The following is a 14,006-nucleotide window of genomic DNA, read 5'->3' as shown; positions in this document are numbered from 1 at the left end:
AAGAATGGGCTCATGGAGCTCAGCGAAGAAGACTTGCGCCTGGTCAACGCCCTGCAGATTTCACCGCGGATCAGCTGGTCCGACGCCGGAGAAGCGCTGGGTGTCCACGCCACCACGCTGGCATCCCGCTGGGAGCGCCTTAGGGGAGCCGGCGCAGCATGGACTACCGCCCACCTCATGGGTGATCCGAAGGACATGTGCTTGGCCATGGTGGACATCGACTGCGAAATGCACCTCAGGCCGGACGTCACCTCAGCTGTCGCCCAGCTTCCCGAGGTCATCACCGTGGAAGAGGCTGCCAGTAACCGCGACCTCACGCTCACCGTGATCACGCAGGACCTGGGACAGTTCAGCACCGAAGTGCTGCCGAAACTCAAGGAAATCCGCGGGCTCACCAAGTACCACACAGCCCTCTGCACCCGTATTCACACCAGCGGATATGCGTGGCGGCTCAACGTCCTCACCAAAGCGGAGCAGCAGGCACTCCGGGCGTTGGCCGGACCTGAATCTGCGAACCCGTCAGCCCACGACGCGATGGTGCTCCCGCTCCCCGAGAGCCACCTGGCCCTCATCCCGTTCCTCGCCCGGGACGGACGCGCCACAGCGGCGGAAATCGCCAGAGCCCTGGGGCGCAACCCCGCCACGGTCCAGCGGCAACTGGGCAGGGTCCTGAGTAGTCGGATGTTGTCCTTCCGCTGCGAAATCGCCCAACAATTCTCCGGCTTCCCCATCACGGTTCAATGGTTCGCGAACGTTCCCGCAGGTGAGCACGAAGCCGCAGCCACAGAGTTGCGGGCCATCAGGAACATCCGCTTCTCCGCATCCACCACGGGCCGCACAAACTTCACCATGATCATGTGGCTGCGCTCGCTGGCTGACGTCATGGAAATGGAGCTCACCATCCAGCAGCGGATCCCGGGGATCGAACTCGTGGAGAGCGTGGTCATGCTGAACACGGCCAAACGCGTGGGGTGGATGCTGAACCCGGACTCGACCGCCACAGGAAAAGTGGTGCCGCCCTACGGAGAGCTGCTGCCAGCCGGTATTTAGGCGTGCTTGGTAGCCCTCAAGACTGTGTCCAAGGTTGTGCCCGACTCGCCGTTCGGTCCCGAGGCAGGACGTGACCGGTCTGTGAGGACGTTGACGAACCACGGCTCCCGATCCAGCCGCAAAGCGCCTGCCAGCTGCTCCGGCGTGAAGAACATTCCGGTCTCGTGGTGATGGCTCCATGAGGGGAGACCGTGCGGGTGATGCCCCACTACCAGCAACGTTCCGCCGGGTGCCACGGCCGCCGCCGCTGATGCCACGGAATCCCGCCACGGCAGGAGCGGCGAGTGCAGAAACTGGGCCGAGACCAGATCGAAGACCGGCTCAGGCTCCCACTCTGTGAGGTCCTGTTGCTGCCAGGTGATCCTGTTGTCCACACCGCTTTCTGCTGCATGCGCGGCTGCCCGTTCAAGCGCGACGGCGGACACGTCCATTGCGGTGACGGTCCAGCCTTGCGTTGCGAGCCAGATGGCGTCAGCGCCCTCACCGCAGCCCAGGTCCAGCGCCTTGCCCGGCTTTAGCTCCTTGGCTTCTGCGACCAGCTGCGGATTCGGGTTTCCGCTCCACACCTTGGGGCGCTCGCGGTACATGCCGTCCCACATGTCCACGGCATTGTCGGCGTCCTCGTGGAGGTTCAATCCGCTCTGCTGAGCACCTTCATGGGTGTGCTGACCGTGGTGGTGAGTGCCGGCGTCGTGCGTGTGTTCAGTCATAACCCAAGCGTGCCGTGACGCTGCGTTGAAAGGCAATGCCTGTTGCTATTCCGGCAAAGTCCACCGCTGGGCCCCGGCTCCCGATGCTCCAAGTTCGTCTGACGGGTTCTGCAACGTGCAGGATTTCAGGCTTAGGCAGCCGCAGCCGATGCACCCGTCGAGGTCGTTGCGCAGATGCTGCAAAGCCGCGATCCGCTCGTCCAGCTCCTTGCGCCAGCGCAGGGACAGTTTGGACCAGTCGCGCTTGGTGGGTGTCCGACCGTCGGGCAATGAGTCCAAGGCCTCGCGGATGTCCTTCAGAGGTAGGCCCACCCGCTGGGACGTCTTGATGAAGGCGACCCGCCGCAGTGTGTCCCTCCGGTATCGCCGCTGGTTACCGGCTGTTCGCTCCGCTTCGATGAGCCCGTTGCGTTCGTAAAAGTGAAGGGCCGACGCCGACACTCCACTCCGCTCGGACAGCTCACCGATAGTGAGGGGCCGGTGGGTTTCGACTGGCGGCATGAAGTGCTTTCGGTGGCCGGAGCGGTGGATTGACCTCAACATTAGTTGAGGTTCTAGGCTGACGTCCATGACCTCTGACACCTCAACGGCCGGGATACTGCGCCGCCCATACCTCCTTGCCACCGTGGGAGCTTGCGCACTCGTGTTCCTGAGCGCGTTCGAGTCCCTTGCGGTGACCACCATCATGCCGCTCGTCAGTCGCGACCTGGACGGAGCCAGCCTCTACGCCCTGGCCTTCGCTGGACCACTGGCTACGGGCGTGATGGGCATGGTGGCCGCGGGGAACTGGTCAGATCGTCGGGGTCCGGCTGCGCCGCTGTACTCCTCCGTGGCCTTGTTCGTGGTTGGCCTGCTGATCGCCGGAATGGCCGGAACCATGGAAATGCTGGTGCTGGGAAGGCTGGTCCAAGGTCTCGGTGGTGGCGCGATGACCGTGGCCCTCTACGTACTGGTGGCCCGCGTATACCCGCCGGCACTGCACCCCAAGATCTTTGCCGCATTCGCCGCATCCTGGGTGGTTCCTTCCTTGGTGGGTCCCTTCGCCGCGGGCGTCGTTGCCCAGCTGAGCAGCTGGCACTGGGTGTTCCTCGGCGTTGTGGGGCTGGTTGTTCCGGCATTGCTGATGGTGGTGCCAGCTGTGCGGGGGATGAATTCCGAACCCGCTGCAGAGCCTGTTCCCTGGGCCTTCGGTCGCATGGGATGGGCTGCGCTCGCGGCCATTGCCGTCCTGGGGCTGAACCTGTCCGCAGAGGTACCGGGCGTGGGCGGGGTGATTGCCGTCGTCGCGCTTGTCATTGCTTTGGTGGCGGTACGCCCATTGGTTCCCCGCGGGACCCTCACTGCCCGGCGGGGGCTGCCCAGTGTGATCCTGGTCCGCGGCTTGGCGTCGGCTGCGTTCTTCGGCGCCGAAGTGTACTTGCCGTATTTGCTGACTGAGCGGTACGCGTTCACGCCCACGTTCGCGGGACTCACTCTGACCGGTGCTGCCCTGGCGTGGGCCGGGGCGTCGGCCATCCAAGGGCGGCTCGGTGACCGCTTGGCTGACGAACGCGCCGTGAAGATCGGAGCTTCCCTGGTGCTGATCGCCGTGATCTCGACGCTCGTGACGGCCGCCCTGGCGCTGCCCGCCGCCGTGGCAATCGTTGGTTGGATCCTGGCCGGTGGCGGCATGGGGCTCATGTACCCGCGGCTCTCCGTGATGACGTTGGCGCTGTCCACTGAGGAAAACCAAGGCTTCAACAGCGCGGCCATGTCCATCTCCGATTCCCTCGGTGGCGCGCTGTCACTCGCTGCTACAGGGCTGGTGTTCGCTGCATTTACTGCCAGCCCCTTCGCTGCGGTCTTTGCGCTGACGGCCGTGATCGCCGTCGTCGGGGTCGTCATTGCGCCGAGGGTCGCGGCGCGCATTGCGCCACCCGAATCTTCGAGCGCTGAACCCGAGCTCACGCACCACTCCTGACCCGTTGTGAGGCCTGCTCTGCAGGGTATTGCCGCGCGGAAGGGTGCAGATCGGGCCCCGCAACGCGAGGGTGTGAATTGTGAGGCCTGCCCTGCAGGGTATTGCCGCGCGGAAGGGTGCAAAGCGGGCCCCGCAACGCGAGCCTGACCTGACCCGATGCGGGCCCGCAGGAGAAACACTGCTAAGCTAGGAACACTTGATGTGCGGTGACGCCCTGAAGCAGGTGGCCTGAAAGGCTACGCGGCGGGGCATTTTTCATGTGAGAGGCACATCCTGCGTCGATGAACGCGTTCTATTTGGTCCCGGCCACCGCTGTTGAAGCGAACCGGTAGACCACCTGACTTTTCCTCGGCGAACCCCTGGCCCAACCGGCGTCGGGGGCCGATGTCCGCAACTGGACACCGCCCGAAAGACATGAAGTTTATGACTACTTTTGCTGCCCTTGGCACGCCCAAGCCCATTGCTGAATCCCTCGCCGCAGATGGCATCGAAGAGGCATTCCCCATCCAGGTGAAGACCCTCCCGGACACGCTTGCAGGCCGCGATGTCCTGGGCCGTGGCCGCACCGGCTCCGGTAAGACCATTGCTTTCGCTATCCCGCTTGTGGCCCGCTTGGCCGAGCGCGAGGCAAAGCACTTCCGCAAGCCGGGCCGCCCCATGGGCCTCGTCCTTGCACCGACGCGTGAACTGGCAACCCAGATCAACGCCACCATCGAGCCGTTGGCCAAGGCCATGGGCCTGAACACCACGGTCATCTACGGCGGCATCTCCCAGGCACGCCAGGAAAAGGCGCTGCGCGCCGGCGTCGACATCGTCATCGCCTGCCCGGGCCGCCTCGAAGACCTGATCCGCCAGCGCATCCTGACCCTCGAAGCCGTTGAGGTCACCGTGCTGGACGAGGCAGACCACATGGCAGACCTCGGCTTCCTCCCGGTGGTCAAGAAGCTCATGGACATGACCCCCACCCAGGGTCAGCGCCTGCTCTTCTCCGCGACGCTGGACAACGGTGTTGACAAGCTGGTCAACCGTTACCTGTCCAACCCGCTGACGCACTCCGTGGACGACCCCCAGGCCGCTGTCACCACCATGGAACACCACGTCCTGGTGGTCAACGACCAGACCGTCAAGAAGCAGCTCATCGTTGAACTGGCCTCAGGCGCCGGCCGCCGGGTCCTCTTCATGCGGACCAAGCACCACGCCCGCAAGCTTGCCAAGACCCTCACCGACGCCGGCATCCCCGCCGTCGACCTTCACGGCAACCTGTCGCAGAACGCCCGCGACCGCAACCTTGCAGAGTTCTCCAACGGTGACGTCCGCGTCCTGGTGGCCACCGACGTCGCAGCCCGTGGCGTGCACGTGGACGACGTTGAACTCGTCATCCACGTGGACCCGCCCACAGAGCACAAGGCCTACCTGCACCGCTCAGGCCGTACCGCCCGCGCCGGTTCCGATGGCACCGTTGTCACCCTGACGCTCCCCGAGCAGCAGAGCGACGTCAAGAAGCTCATGAAGGCTGCCGGCGTTGACGTTTCGTTTGAACGAGTCACCGCAAGCTCACCCTTGGTTTCAAAGCTCGTGGGCGACATCGCGGACAAGGTTGATCCCCGCACCCGTGCGGCCCTCCTCGCTGCGAAAACCCAGCAGGGTGGCGGCACGTCCACCGGCGCCAATGCCCAGCGCAAGCGCGCACGCCGTTCCACGCAGGCTGCTCCCACCGCTGGTGGCCGTGGCGGTCGCAATGGACGCGGCAAGGTTGCGGCTGAGCCGGTTCGTACGGACACCAACCGTGCGGATCGCCGTGCAGCAATGAACGACGACGTCGCCCGCAGCTCACGCGGTCGCGGCAAGTCGGGTGCCACTCACCGCAACGACGTTCCCGGCGCGCAGGGCCAGAACGGCCGCAGCGGCCGTCCGGCTACAGGCCAGCGCTCAGCTTCGGCTCCGCGCACGGCATCCACCACGAGTACCCGTACCGGCGGGAACAAGGCCGTTTGGTCTTCCGCGACGGGCGCTACGTCCGGCGGATCCTACGGTTCGGGTGCTTCCGGCAACTCCGGTCGCGGTGGCTCCGGCGCAGGTCGTCCGGCACGCAGCGGTCCGCGTCGTGCATCGGCTCCGGCCTCGAACGAGCGTCGCGGCCGCTAATACTTCACGTTGTGAGGCCCGCTCTGCACCCTATTCCTTAGGTTTAGCGTGCAGAGCAGGCCCCGCAAGTCACCAGCCTCGGGCGCGCCACTCGTCAAGGTGTGGCCGCTCGGCGCCGAGGGTCGTGGGCAATCCATGGCCCGGGTGCACCAGGGTTTCGTCCGGATAAGCGTCGAACAGTCGCTCCGACACGTCGTTCAACAGAGAAGTGAAACGTGAAGGATCGTTCTGTGTGTTGCCGACGCCTCCCGGAAACAACGAGTCTCCACTGAAAATGTGGGCCGGCCCGTCCGGATCCTGGTACACGAAAGCGATCGAGCCCGGGGTGTGTCCACGCAGGTGGACTGCCGTGACCTCGAAGCCATCGAACTGCTCCACGTCGCCGTGACCGAGCCGGACGTCCACCGGAACCGGCAACGCATCGGCGTCGTCCGTTCCTGCTGACGTGCTTGCGCCGGTGACGGCGACCAACTCCGGCAGCGCCCGGACGTGGTCCCAGTGCTGGTGGGTGGTGGCAATCCTGGCCAGTTTGGTCGGGACCGAGGAATCAGCTGCACCGTCGTGGAGAAGCTGCTGAATGGCCGGAAGGTTATCGGCGGCGTCGATCAACAACTGCGCACCCGTGGACTTTGAGGTCAACAGGTACACGTTGTTGTTCATCTCGCTGACGGAGATGCTGCGGATGGTGACGTCGCGCAAAGAGTGAATTAGCGAATCCATGCGATCAGCCTACGGGGTCGGCTTCGCGGCCCTGTGACACCCAGTTGGGGTCGGCGGAGCGTGAACCCACGACGGCGGCTGCAGCTTGGTCGAGCTTCTCAAGTTGTGCTGTTCCCAGTTGCAGGGACAGTGCCCCCAGGTTCTCGTCGATCCGGTGCGGTTTGCGCGTGCCGGGGATGGGGACCACAGAAATCCCGAGGCGCTGACCTTGGGTGAACAGCCAAGCCAGGGCTACTTGGGCCGGAGTTGCATCCAGCCCGCTGGCTACCTCGCGGACCGCCGCCACTACGGCCTGGTTCGCATCAAGTGCCTCATCGCCAAAACGGGGAATCTTATGGCGGAAGTCATTTTCCCCAAGGTCGCTCGCGCTGACGGTTCCCGTGAGGAACCCGCGGCCAAGCGGCGAATACGGCACGAATCCAACGCCAAGCTCCTTGGCGGCAGGAACAACGTTGAGCTCTACATCCCTGCTCCAGATTGACCATTCACTCTGGACCGCGGCAATGGGATGGACAGCGTTGGCCTGCCTGAGCTCCTCGGCTGTCACTTCGGACAGTCCGAGGTGCCGGACCTTGCCCTCTCGGACCAGCTCCGCCATGGCCTCCACGGTTTCCACTATCGGAACGCGGAGGTCACGGCGGTGCATGTAGTAGAGGTCAATAACGTCAGTGCCCAGCCGGCGGAGGCTCGCTTCCGCCGCTTGCCTGATGTAGGGCGCATCCCCGCGGACTCCCGTGTACCCGTCCGCGGGGTTGCCCTCAATTCCAAACTTTGTGGCTACTTGGATTTCTTCGCGGCGCTCCTTCAAGAGCCTGCCCACGAGTTCCTCGTTGCTGCCCGCGCCGTATACATCTGCGGTGTCGATGAAGGTGATGCCCGCGTCCACCGCATGTCTCAGCGTTTGCAACCCTTCTTCGGGCTCGATTCCGCCGTAGACCGGGGTGAGGGCCATTCCGCCGAAGCCGAGTGGGCTGACCTTGAGGCCGTTGCCGAGTTGAACTGCAGTCATGAACTTCTCCAATGCGCGTAGGTGTTCCAGAGTGCCCTTTGATGGCATGAACTCCACGGACGCTAAGGGTATTCCTGCAGGGCCCGACTCCTGCGCTTACCCTTGCCCTGCGCACCTCCTTGCCCGGCCATTTCGGGGGTTCCCTGCTAGAAGTGCCGGGCGCGCGGCACGTTTCGCAGGGAACCATCGAAATGGAGGGCCGGGGCAGGAGGGATAGGGCAAGAGGGCATGCGGCAGCGGGCGCGCGGCCACGCGGGCATGCAGGGGAAGGAACGAGCGGGGGAGTGCTTGCTACTCGGCCTTGGCTACAGCTTTCTCGGCAGGCAACGCCTTCAGGCCGGCAGCACAGCCCACGATTCCCGCGATGAACAGGAGCTTCAACGGACTCGCGGATTCCACACCCGTGATCATGGCCCAACCAACGGTCAGCGCAGCTCCGATACCCACCCACACTGCGTAGGCAGTGCCGAGGGGGATTCGTTTTACTGCGATACCCAGGCCGAGCATGCTCAGCACAGCAGTGATGGCAAAAACCACAGTGGGCATGAGTTGCGTAAAGCCGTTGGACAAGCCCAGAGCTGTGGCCCACACGGCTTCGAGCAGCGCTGAAGCCAAGAGGATGACCCAGAAGATTCCGTTGTTCTTGCTATTCGTCCTCATGGCTATGCCACCACCTTCAGGCCGACCACACATGCGCCGATGCCGGCCAGCAGAAGGAGCCGGGCCGTCGTCGCACGTTCAACTTTGGTGACCATCGCGTACGTTGCCGTCAGCACGACGCCGACGCCAACCCACACTGCGTAGGCCGTGCCCGCAGGAATGGATTGCATCGCGATGGCGAGCCCACCCATGCTGGCGATGACAGACACCAGGAACACAACGGTGGGGACGGGCTTGCGGAAGCCCTTGGAACGGTGAAGCGCTGCGGCCCAGACGGCTTCGAGTGCTCCGGAAAGAATGAGAATTAACCACGACATGACATTTCCTTTGGCCAGTCTTGTCGCGTGCCGGGTACTGAACCGTCGTCCGGAGGTTCCAGAGGGGAACCTTCATTTCAGGCTAGCAACTCCCGCGCGGGGTGGCCACTTCTGGTGGTTAACGTCACCAGCTCAGGCGTGCGCGGGCTCCACATGGTCAATGGAGATCACTGCAATAAATCCGCGACCCGAGATCTCCGGGCTGCGGGTATCCGAACCGACCACGGCGTCGTAGCGCGACAACTCCACAGGTTCGCCAGTGCTGGGTGCTGCTTCGCTGGTTGCCGCTTCGCCGCCGTCGGACTCTTTCTCCACAACCGCACCGGGCGCAACCGTTGCTTTACCCTCAAGCAGGATGGCCAGCTGGCCCTCGAAGACCGGGTGCGCGCGTTTCTTGGAGATCTCAACGATGGACGTGTAGCCCTTGAAAGCGCCGGTGCGTGCGATGACGTTCAAATCGCGAATGTCGCCGGTGGGAAGAGCGGCCGATGACGCTGCCTCACCGGAGAACCTGAACGGACGGTACTTCTCCAAGGGGTGCTCCGCGCCGTCCACAGTGAGGAGGAGCAGCTCGCCGTCGATGATGGTGATGACGCGCTCCATCCCGGGGAACGTGGAGAACTCGCCCGCTTTGGAAACGTCCGCGATGCTGACGCGCCAATCCCAGGCGCCATCCTGCGCCGAGGCCGCCTTCGGGTGGCTGGCGAGTTCGCGCGTCACCCCGCCCCCGTTGCGCCACGGTTCGGGATGGATGTCGGCAAAGCGGATAATCTCCATCCGACCAGCCTAGTGGTGGACACAGCTTCTGCGCTGGCAATGCGGCTTGCTAACGTCATATGTGGAAAACGTTGTGACTACGCCTGGAGGCGCGGGTATGTTCGTCAAAGTGTGTGGCTTGAGCACGCCGGAATCCGTGCGTGAAGCGGTGGACGCCGGTGCTGACGCGGTCGGTTTCGTGCTCACCTCCAGCCCCCGCCAAGTCAGCCCGGATCAGGTGCGAATTTTGCTGCCGCTGGTGCCGGAGGGAGTTCACGCCGTGGGCGTTTTCCGGCACGAGGATGCCGCCGATGCTGTGGCTACTGCACGCGCCGCCGGGCTCGAATGGGTGCAGCTGCACGGTCACCGGACTGCCGAGGACGTCACAACAGTGCACGACGCCGGGATGCGGCTCATCCGCGCCGTCACCATGGGTGCCTCCCAGGACGAGTTCGCGGACATGGGCGAAGAAATTTTCCTGATCGATGCAGCAATACCGGGCTCGGGGGAGGCTTGGGACTACGCCTCCGTGCGGGCGAAGGGGCTCGACGGCCGGGAATGGCTGCTCGCAGGAGGACTGGAACCCGGCAACGTGGCCTTCGCTGCAACTGCCGCAGGTGCTTGGGGCGTGGACGTGTCCTCGGGCGTCGAGGCATCCCGCGGGGTGAAGGACCTGGCCAAGATCCGCGCCTTCGTCCAAGCCGCCAAAGCCGCTGGCCTCTAGGACGCTCTCTCACTTCCCTCGGGTTTGGCGTGGACGCTCTCTCACTTCCCTCGGGTTTGGCGTGGACGCTCTCTCACTTCCCTCGGTCTAACCCGTGATGACGTGAGAGAGCGATGGCTTCAAGCTCCGATTTAGTGAGAGAGCGATTGCTTCAAGCCCCGATTTAGTGAGAGAGCGTCTGACTGTCACTGGCACCCCTTAGACTCACTCCCAAGAGCGCGATTCACCTCGAAACCACGGAAGCCAGGAGCTAAGCAATGAGCACGGAACAGTACACCCTGACCATGAGCCGCGAATTCGATGCTCCCCGCGAGAAGGTTTTCGAGGCTTGGATGGAGCCGGACAAGCTAACCCGGTGGTTCGGCCCTGCGGAAGTGGACGCTCCTCGCGAGCAGATCATCGTCGAGCCTCGGGTTGGTGGCATCTGGCAGGTAGTTATGGTGTGGTCGGATGAGAACGGCGAGCAATCTGCCCCGATCGAAGCCACTATCTCCGAGCTGAACAGCCCGGCTCTTTTGGTGGCACAGGCCAAAGCCGCCCCGGACGCTGACCACGAGTACGAGGAAATGCACCTTGAATTCGAGGACCTCAACGGCCGTACCCGGATGAATCTCAAACAGGGTCCGTTTGCTTCCGAAGAGTGGGTGGAAATGACTCGCGACGGCTGGGGCACCTCCTTCGACAATCTGGATGCGCTCCTGGCTGGTTGAGTCGCTGACCTGGGCCTACTGGGTGGCGCTGTTGTAAGTCAGGGAAGATTCAGGGCAGACCCCTAGGCTTTTTGTCAGGCCGGCGGGGGAGAATGAGGACTATGAAAACGCTCCTTAACATCATCTGGCTTGTCTTCGGTGGGTTCTGGCTGGCCTTGGGTTATTTCGCGGCCGGCATCATTTGCTGCGTGCTCATCGTCACCATCCCGTGGGGCATCGCTTCGTTCCGGATCGGTGCTTACTGCCTGTGGCCGTTCGGTCAAATGGTGGTTGAGAAGCCGGGCGGTGCCGGGGTGTTTGCGCTCCTGGGCAACGTGATCTGGCTTCTGGTTGCCGGCATTTGGATCGCGATAGGTCACGTGGTCACGGCGTTTGCCATGGCCATCACCATCATTGGCATCCCGCTGGCCATCGCCAACCTGAAGCTCATCCCGGTTTCGCTCATGCCTCTGGGCAAGCAGATCGTGCCTACCAACCAGCCGTTCGTCAGCACGTACCGTTAGGAAGCAGCAACCGTTCCGCTGCGCAGATCGAAACGGAACGTTCGTTCCAAACGCACGCTCCCGCCGTCGGCCTCTGCCGTGAACACGAGTTTCAGTGTGCCTTGCTCCAGGTCCGACGCGGCGATGGTGTAGGTCGGTGTGAAGTAGAGGACATGCTCGCCGGGCAGCAGGTCTGCGGGTGGGAAATCGCTCGCGTTGTTGTGCGGTCCGAGAAGTACGACGCCGGTAGCTGGGTCAGTGCCCAGGTTGCGGACGCGCCCGGTGAAGGCGAGGATGTCCCCGGCTTTATATCCAGGGATGACAGGCCCGTAGTTGAGGTCCTGGGCTTCCCGGGTGCCGAGAACCTGATCTCCGGCGTAGCCCTGCCCGATTTCCTTCCACGTTTGGACATCCCATACACCGCCGCTGTTGGACGGGATCACATGGAAGTCTCCGGCGTTTTGCCACACAGTGGGCCTGCCGGGCGTGATGGATCGCAGCTCCATGTCGAAGACCAGGCCCGAGGATTCCGGACGAGTCAATTGAAGTGCGGAAAGCTGTGCCACCAATTGTTCGGCAGGTATCGAAGCGAACACGATCTCCCTGTACCCCTGCCGTTCGTAGAGCACTCCGATGTTCCCGTTGGGGAGACGTGTCACTGTCGAATAGGCCGAGCTTCCGGAGCAGACCGTCAGCTTTGCCGGCCAGGTGGCACCGTTGTCGGGGGAGAGGCTCAGTACGGTGTTTCGCCGCAGATGAGGGTCCTGGTTGTTGCTCGCGAGAAGCCAGGATGACGTCTCCGGCGCCGCGAAGGCAATATGCGGCAGGCCGTCGAAGCGTGTCAGGGAACCGTTGTCGCTGGGATCGGGTAGGTCCGGAACGGGCTGCAGCGGGCTCCACGTCTGACCGCCGTCATCGGACACGGCTGCCAATCGGGACGGTGTTGCCCGTGAATGCAGCAGCAACCTGCCATCGTCCAGGCACACTACTTTGTTCTCGTTCGGCCCCACACCGGTGGTGCCCGGACCGATCAGGTTCCCCAGCTTCCACGTCTCGCCGTGGTCGTCGCTGAACGCAGAGGCTGCCATGATGGCACCGCCCACCAACAGCACATACTGTTGCACCAGCCGGCCCACTAAAGGACCGGAATGGATCTGGATGCCCTGCCCGGCGGCCGCAAAAAGGCCTGTGATGTCGCCGGTCTTGAGCTGGGTGGTAAGACGACGGTGATGCCAGTTATGGCCGTCGTCGTCCGAGAAGCTGATGTCCGCATGCTGCACGTCCTCATCCGGCTCCATACCTGCGACAGCCTCGAAGAAGCCCGCGTGCGTTCCGGCTGCGTGGAACATGAAGATGCGTCCGATGATGGCGTCCACCAGCAGGCTTGGATCGCCAAAGCCGTGGAGCCCCGAACCCCTGCGGACCACCTGCTGTGGCTCCCACGTGACTCCATGGTCGTAACTGCGACGCAGGAGGAGGTCGATGGGGTTGGGTAGATCGTCCAGGTTGGGCCGGCCGTCATAGGCAGCCAACACTGTGCCCCGCATGCTGACGGCCAGAGCCGGGATGCGGTACTGGCGGTAGCCACCCATGCCACGGACAGCCAGGACGTGCTCAACGTCGGGGACAGCTGAGGGGATATAAGGGCGTGCGCAATCCGGGAGGTAGGAGGTCACACCTCTATGCTAGCTGGAGCCCGGCATTCCCTGATAAGCGCCGCCTGGCAAGACCGCAATCAAGGGACTGCGTCCCGGTTCGTTGGGGAAGCCGATCACGCCAGTTCGCCGGCCAGGTTCTTCCGTGCCGCGGCCAGCCACAGTGCCTTGGCACGTTCGCCGTGGAACAGTGGGTCCAGCCGCAGGAGACGGCGCACGACGGCGGCGCGCCCCTTGGCGAACTCGTCGTCGCTGACGCTGGCGTAGTCTTCGCGGACGGCGGCGAGGTACCGAGCATAGGATTGCTGGTCCCCGCCGAGCACGGAGAGGTCGGCATCGCAAAGAAGTGCACCGGCGTAGTCGCCGGTCTTTGGACTGTGAGTGGCGGTGAGTCGGACCAGGCGGACCACCTCAGCTACCTCGTGAGGTGCCAAGCCGGCGGCCGTGAGGCGTTCCTCTGCCAAGAGCGCAGACCGTTCTTCGTCCTGCCCGGCCACGCCTTCATAGACGGCATCGTGAAACCATGCCGCCAAGGTGACTGTCAGCGCAGGCTTTTCCGGCTCCGTCAGCACGTCCAAGGCCTCAAGAACTGCCATGAGGTGGGTCCGGTTGTGGTACTTCCTGCCGTCCTCGCCCCAGCGTTCCAGCAGCTCAAGGCCCAACTCTTCGTGGCCTGGGTATGCGCTGTTCCAACGTTCCATCAAAGGTACTGTCAATGCCTTGCTCCGTTCACGAGCCGGGATGCGCAGTCCGCTGGCGATGAGCTTGCGGACCAGGATGCGGGCCTCCACAGGGATGGCGCCCGCCGCGACGAGATCATCGTATCGGCGTTCGGGGACGTCGTAGTGGTCTGCGTCGAAGGCTCGCTCCGGAACTCCGGCGGAGGCTGCGAACTCGTGCAGCTCCTCCAGCGACGTGTCCGAAACGAGGTGCGAAAAAACGGTTCCATGAGCTGGCCACAGGGGCGGATCGACGTAGATGGCCATTGCCAAAGTGTACCCATGTGATCCTTCCCAGTTGCCGGCCGTCGGGACGTCTACCGCCGTGCTGCCGTCCCGGAAGTACAGGCTTCAATGCCCGCGCTGATCACGGCAACTGGGAAGGAGCG

At 63.8% G+C, this 14,006-nt stretch carries 15 protein-coding genes and 1 riboswitch; of the genes, 6 read left to right on the top strand and 9 right to left on the bottom strand.

What is annotated here, in order from left to right; translation table 11 throughout:
• Window positions 1–12: 12 nt before the first annotated feature.
• Entirely contained in the window at window positions 13–1,050 is a 1,038-nt protein-coding gene (locus ARUE_RS18395; RefSeq protein WP_238324380.1) for an Lrp/AsnC family transcriptional regulator, read from the top strand.
• Here the strand turns inward: ARUE_RS18395 and ARUE_RS18390 are convergent.
• Both ARUE_RS18390 and soxR read right to left on the bottom strand, forming a co-directional pair.
• Window positions 1,047–1,760, bottom strand: a complete 714-nt coding sequence (locus tag ARUE_RS18390) for an SAM-dependent methyltransferase (RefSeq protein ID WP_374100554.1) — start codon at window positions 1,758–1,760, stop codon at window positions 1,047–1,049. The two genes, ARUE_RS18395 and ARUE_RS18390, sit on opposite strands and share 4 nt — an antisense overlap.
• 45 nt (window positions 1,761–1,805) lie before the next feature.
• The gene (gene soxR / locus ARUE_RS18385) at window positions 1,806–2,330 is read right to left on the bottom strand and encodes a redox-sensitive transcriptional activator SoxR (protein WP_011776169.1); all 525 of its coding nucleotides are present in this window, start codon (window positions 2,328–2,330) and stop codon (window positions 1,806–1,808) included.
• Here soxR and ARUE_RS18380 point away from each other — a divergent pair.
• Both ARUE_RS18380 and ARUE_RS18375 read left to right on the top strand, forming a co-directional pair.
• Window positions 2,329–3,720, top strand: coding sequence for an MFS transporter (locus tag ARUE_RS18380; RefSeq protein WP_014922829.1), 1,392 nt, complete (start codon window positions 2,329–2,331; stop codon window positions 3,718–3,720). The two genes, soxR and ARUE_RS18380, sit on opposite strands and share 2 nt — an antisense overlap.
• Before the next feature lie 423 nt (window positions 3,721–4,143).
• Window positions 4,144–5,865 carry a DEAD/DEAH box helicase gene (locus ARUE_RS18375; RefSeq protein WP_187329900.1) on the top strand — a complete coding sequence of 574 codons (1,722 nt, stop codon included), beginning with the start codon at window positions 4,144–4,146 and terminating at the stop codon, window positions 5,863–5,865.
• 69 nt (window positions 5,866–5,934) lie between these two features.
• Here ARUE_RS18375 and ARUE_RS18370 read toward each other — a convergent pair whose 3' ends face one another.
• From ARUE_RS18370 to ARUE_RS18350, 5 genes are all read right to left on the bottom strand, one after another.
• Window positions 5,935–6,585, bottom strand: coding sequence for an MBL fold metallo-hydrolase (locus ARUE_RS18370; RefSeq protein ID WP_014922827.1), 651 nt, complete (start codon window positions 6,583–6,585; stop codon window positions 5,935–5,937).
• A gap of 4 nt (window positions 6,586–6,589) precedes the next feature.
• Window positions 6,590–7,594, bottom strand: a complete 1,005-nt coding sequence (locus ARUE_RS18365; RefSeq protein ID WP_043470696.1) for an aldo/keto reductase — start codon at window positions 7,592–7,594, stop codon at window positions 6,590–6,592.
• 291 nt (window positions 7,595–7,885) lie between these two features.
• Window positions 7,886–8,254, bottom strand: a complete 369-nt coding sequence (locus ARUE_RS18360) for a DMT family transporter (protein WP_014922825.1) — start codon at window positions 8,252–8,254, stop codon at window positions 7,886–7,888.
• Window positions 8,255–8,256: 2 nt separating this feature from the next.
• Window positions 8,257–8,571: a DMT family transporter gene (locus tag ARUE_RS18355; protein WP_014922824.1), complete on the bottom strand. Its 315-nt coding sequence runs from the start codon at window positions 8,569–8,571 to the stop codon at window positions 8,257–8,259.
• A 9-nt stretch (window positions 8,572–8,580) separates the two neighbouring features.
• Window positions 8,581–8,646: riboswitch (guanidine-III (ykkC-III) riboswitch) on the bottom strand.
• Between the two features lie 57 nt (window positions 8,647–8,703).
• Window positions 8,704–9,348 carry a HutD/Ves family protein gene (locus tag ARUE_RS18350; RefSeq protein WP_014922823.1) on the bottom strand — a complete coding sequence of 215 codons (645 nt, stop codon included), beginning with the start codon at window positions 9,346–9,348 and terminating at the stop codon, window positions 8,704–8,706.
• Window positions 9,349–9,445: 97 nt separating this feature from the next.
• Here ARUE_RS18350 and ARUE_RS18345 point away from each other — a divergent pair, with 97 nt between their 5' ends.
• The 3 genes from ARUE_RS18345 to ARUE_RS18335 all read left to right on the top strand — a co-directional run bounded on the left by ARUE_RS18345 (window position 9,446) and on the right by ARUE_RS18335 (window position 11,264).
• Window positions 9,446–10,051 (top strand): phosphoribosylanthranilate isomerase, encoded by a 606-nt coding sequence (locus ARUE_RS18345; RefSeq protein WP_014922822.1) that lies wholly within the window; start codon window positions 9,446–9,448, stop codon window positions 10,049–10,051.
• 257 nt (window positions 10,052–10,308) lie between these two features.
• Complete coding sequence (locus ARUE_RS18340) at window positions 10,309–10,761, top strand: SRPBCC family protein (protein WP_014922821.1); 453 nt, start codon at window positions 10,309–10,311, stop codon at window positions 10,759–10,761.
• A gap of 101 nt (window positions 10,762–10,862) precedes the next feature.
• Complete coding sequence (locus tag ARUE_RS18335) at window positions 10,863–11,264, top strand: YccF domain-containing protein (protein WP_011776159.1); 402 nt, start codon at window positions 10,863–10,865, stop codon at window positions 11,262–11,264.
• On the opposite strand, the gene ARUE_RS18330 is transcribed toward ARUE_RS18335, so the two are convergent.
• Together ARUE_RS18330 and ARUE_RS18325 are read right to left on the bottom strand one after the other, a co-directional pair.
• Window positions 11,261–12,919, bottom strand: coding sequence for a sialidase family protein (locus ARUE_RS18330; RefSeq protein ID WP_014922820.1), 1,659 nt, complete (start codon window positions 12,917–12,919; stop codon window positions 11,261–11,263). The genes ARUE_RS18335 and ARUE_RS18330 overlap by 4 nt on opposite strands.
• A gap of 95 nt (window positions 12,920–13,014) precedes the next feature.
• Window positions 13,015–13,884, bottom strand: coding sequence for a DUF4031 domain-containing protein (locus ARUE_RS18325; RefSeq protein WP_014922819.1), 870 nt, complete (start codon window positions 13,882–13,884; stop codon window positions 13,015–13,017).
• Window positions 13,885–14,006 lie beyond the last annotated feature (122 nt).

The organism is Arthrobacter sp. Rue61a (genome assembly GCF_000294695.2).
In the GTDB taxonomy this organism is placed as follows: Bacteria; Actinomycetota; Actinomycetes; order Actinomycetales; family Micrococcaceae; genus Arthrobacter; species Arthrobacter aurescens_A.
Note: the sequence above shows the minus strand (reverse complement) of the source record. Positions and strands in the feature narration are given on the sequence as shown.

Bases quoted from the DNA above. Each gene is read 5' to 3' on its own strand.
- ARUE_RS18375 (WP_187329900.1), top strand. From the start codon at position 4,144: ATGACTACTTTTGCTGCCCTTGGCACGCCCAAGCCCATTGCTGAATCC.
- ARUE_RS18335 (WP_011776159.1), top strand. From the start codon at position 10,863: ATGAAAACGCTCCTTAACATCATCTGGCTTGTCTTCGGTGGGTTCTGG.
- ARUE_RS18345 (WP_014922822.1), top strand. From the start codon at position 9,446: ATGTTCGTCAAAGTGTGTGGCTTGAGCACGCCGGAATCCGTGCGTGAA.
- ARUE_RS18340 (WP_014922821.1), top strand. From the start codon at position 10,309: ATGAGCACGGAACAGTACACCCTGACCATGAGCCGCGAATTCGATGCT.
- ARUE_RS18380 (WP_014922829.1), top strand. From the start codon at position 2,329: ATGACCTCTGACACCTCAACGGCCGGGATACTGCGCCGCCCATACCTC.
- ARUE_RS18390 (WP_374100554.1), bottom strand. From the start codon at position 1,760: ATGACTGAACACACGCACGACGCCGGCACTCACCACCACGGTCAGCAC.
- ARUE_RS18370 (WP_014922827.1), bottom strand. From the start codon at position 6,585: ATGGATTCGCTAATTCACTCTTTGCGCGACGTCACCATCCGCAGCATC.
- ARUE_RS18365 (WP_043470696.1), bottom strand. From the start codon at position 7,594: ATGACTGCAGTTCAACTCGGCAACGGCCTCAAGGTCAGCCCACTCGGC.
- ARUE_RS18350 (WP_014922823.1), bottom strand. From the start codon at position 9,348: ATGGAGATTATCCGCTTTGCCGACATCCATCCCGAACCGTGGCGCAAC.
- soxR (WP_011776169.1), bottom strand. From the start codon at position 2,330: ATGGACGTCAGCCTAGAACCTCAACTAATGTTGAGGTCAATCCACCGC.
- ARUE_RS18395 (WP_238324380.1), top strand. From the start codon at position 13: ATGGAGCTCAGCGAAGAAGACTTGCGCCTGGTCAACGCCCTGCAGATT.
- ARUE_RS18355 (WP_014922824.1), bottom strand. From the start codon at position 8,571: ATGTCGTGGTTAATTCTCATTCTTTCCGGAGCACTCGAAGCCGTCTGG.
- ARUE_RS18325 (WP_014922819.1), bottom strand. From the start codon at position 13,884: ATGGCCATCTACGTCGATCCGCCCCTGTGGCCAGCTCATGGAACCGTT.
- ARUE_RS18360 (WP_014922825.1), bottom strand. From the start codon at position 8,254: ATGAGGACGAATAGCAAGAACAACGGAATCTTCTGGGTCATCCTCTTG.